This window comes from Thiolapillus sp., assembly GCF_048562965.1.
Taxonomy (GTDB): Bacteria; Pseudomonadota; Gammaproteobacteria; order Chromatiales; family Chromatiaceae; genus Thiolapillus; species Thiolapillus brandeum_A.
Genome location: NZ_JBHNMF010001007.1, coordinates 1 through 1,011 on the forward strand (window position 1 = coordinate 1; position 1,011 = coordinate 1,011).

A 1,011-nucleotide genomic window follows, 5' to 3' on the forward strand; every position below is an offset into this window, starting at 1 on the left:
TACCTCCACCATGTGCTGCAGCACATCGGCAATGCCAGGACGGTTGAGGACATTGAAGCCCTGCTACCCTGGAACACGCCGGTCAAAAAAATGCAATAGGGCTGATTGTTTGGCGCTTACATAATATTCTGCGTTGGATCGGACAAAATGGCTTGCTGGGGTCGAAGTCACCCAAGCGGAGCAAGGCGCAGAGGCGACGGATCAGAACCGTGATGCAGAAACTGATGTATGTTGCCGCACGTATCATCAAAACAGCGCGCACCATCAAGATAAGTTTTGGCAGAAGTTGTCGAGCGCTGCAGGCCTTTGATGCGGTGTATCGAAAACTGGCCTATGGCCAGGCGTACCGGATCATAGCGGATAAGCCTTGCCCCATGGAGCAGTGCGCCTGAAATCCGTCGGTGTGTCATTCTTGCGGCAGCCCCGCTGAAAATCATGTCGCTGAGCAGTCAAACAAGGCAGCCGCCAGCCAAATAACGCTACCAGATGTAAGAATGAGCGGGCAAAATTGAAGGCCGCATTTGAAAATACGGATTCAGGCAAAAAAATAAAACCGGCTCACGCTTGCCCACCCGTTACACTTGTGGGACACTTCCGCAGTATAAAATATTAAGCGTACAGGGGATTGCAACATGAATATCAGAACCATGTTGACAGCTGCCTGTACATTGGTGTTAGCTGCTTGTTCAGTGGTCACTGAAGTAGTTCCAGCTGGCAAAGATACTTATGTGGTGGCTGGCGAGGCTTCCGTCGGAGAAACATCAGGGGCAATAATAAAAACAACCCTTTATAAAAAAGCCACTTCATATTGTGAATCGATAGGAAAAAAGTTTTTACCGCTTAACGATTCAAAATCCTCGTATACTGCGGATCTTCGTTTTCGTTGTTTAGAGGAAGATGATCCGGAATATAGAAGGCCAATAATGGAATCAGTGCCTAACGTTAGAATCGAAAACCTGAATCCGTAACTTAGTGAACAGTAATAATGCCCTAATTCTCGGAATACAAAAG

At 47.5% G+C, this 1,011-nt stretch carries 3 protein-coding genes; all 3 read left to right on the forward strand.

Going from position 1 to position 1,011, the window contains the following annotated elements; all coding sequences use genetic code 11:
- The coding region (locus ACOCD2_RS21825) for a transposase domain-containing protein (RefSeq protein ID WP_368857394.1) at positions 1-99 on the forward strand (99 nt) is incomplete at its 5' end.
- A 110-nt stretch (positions 100-209) separates the two neighbouring features.
- Positions 210-392 carry a hypothetical protein gene (locus tag ACOCD2_RS21830; protein ID WP_293715344.1) on the forward strand — a complete coding sequence of 61 codons (183 nt, stop codon included), beginning with the start codon at positions 210-212 and terminating at the stop codon, positions 390-392.
- Between the two features lie 240 nt (positions 393-632).
- Positions 633-968: a hypothetical protein gene (locus ACOCD2_RS21835; protein WP_293653210.1), complete on the forward strand. Its 336-nt coding sequence runs from the start codon at positions 633-635 to the stop codon at positions 966-968.
- Positions 969-1,011 lie beyond the last annotated feature (43 nt).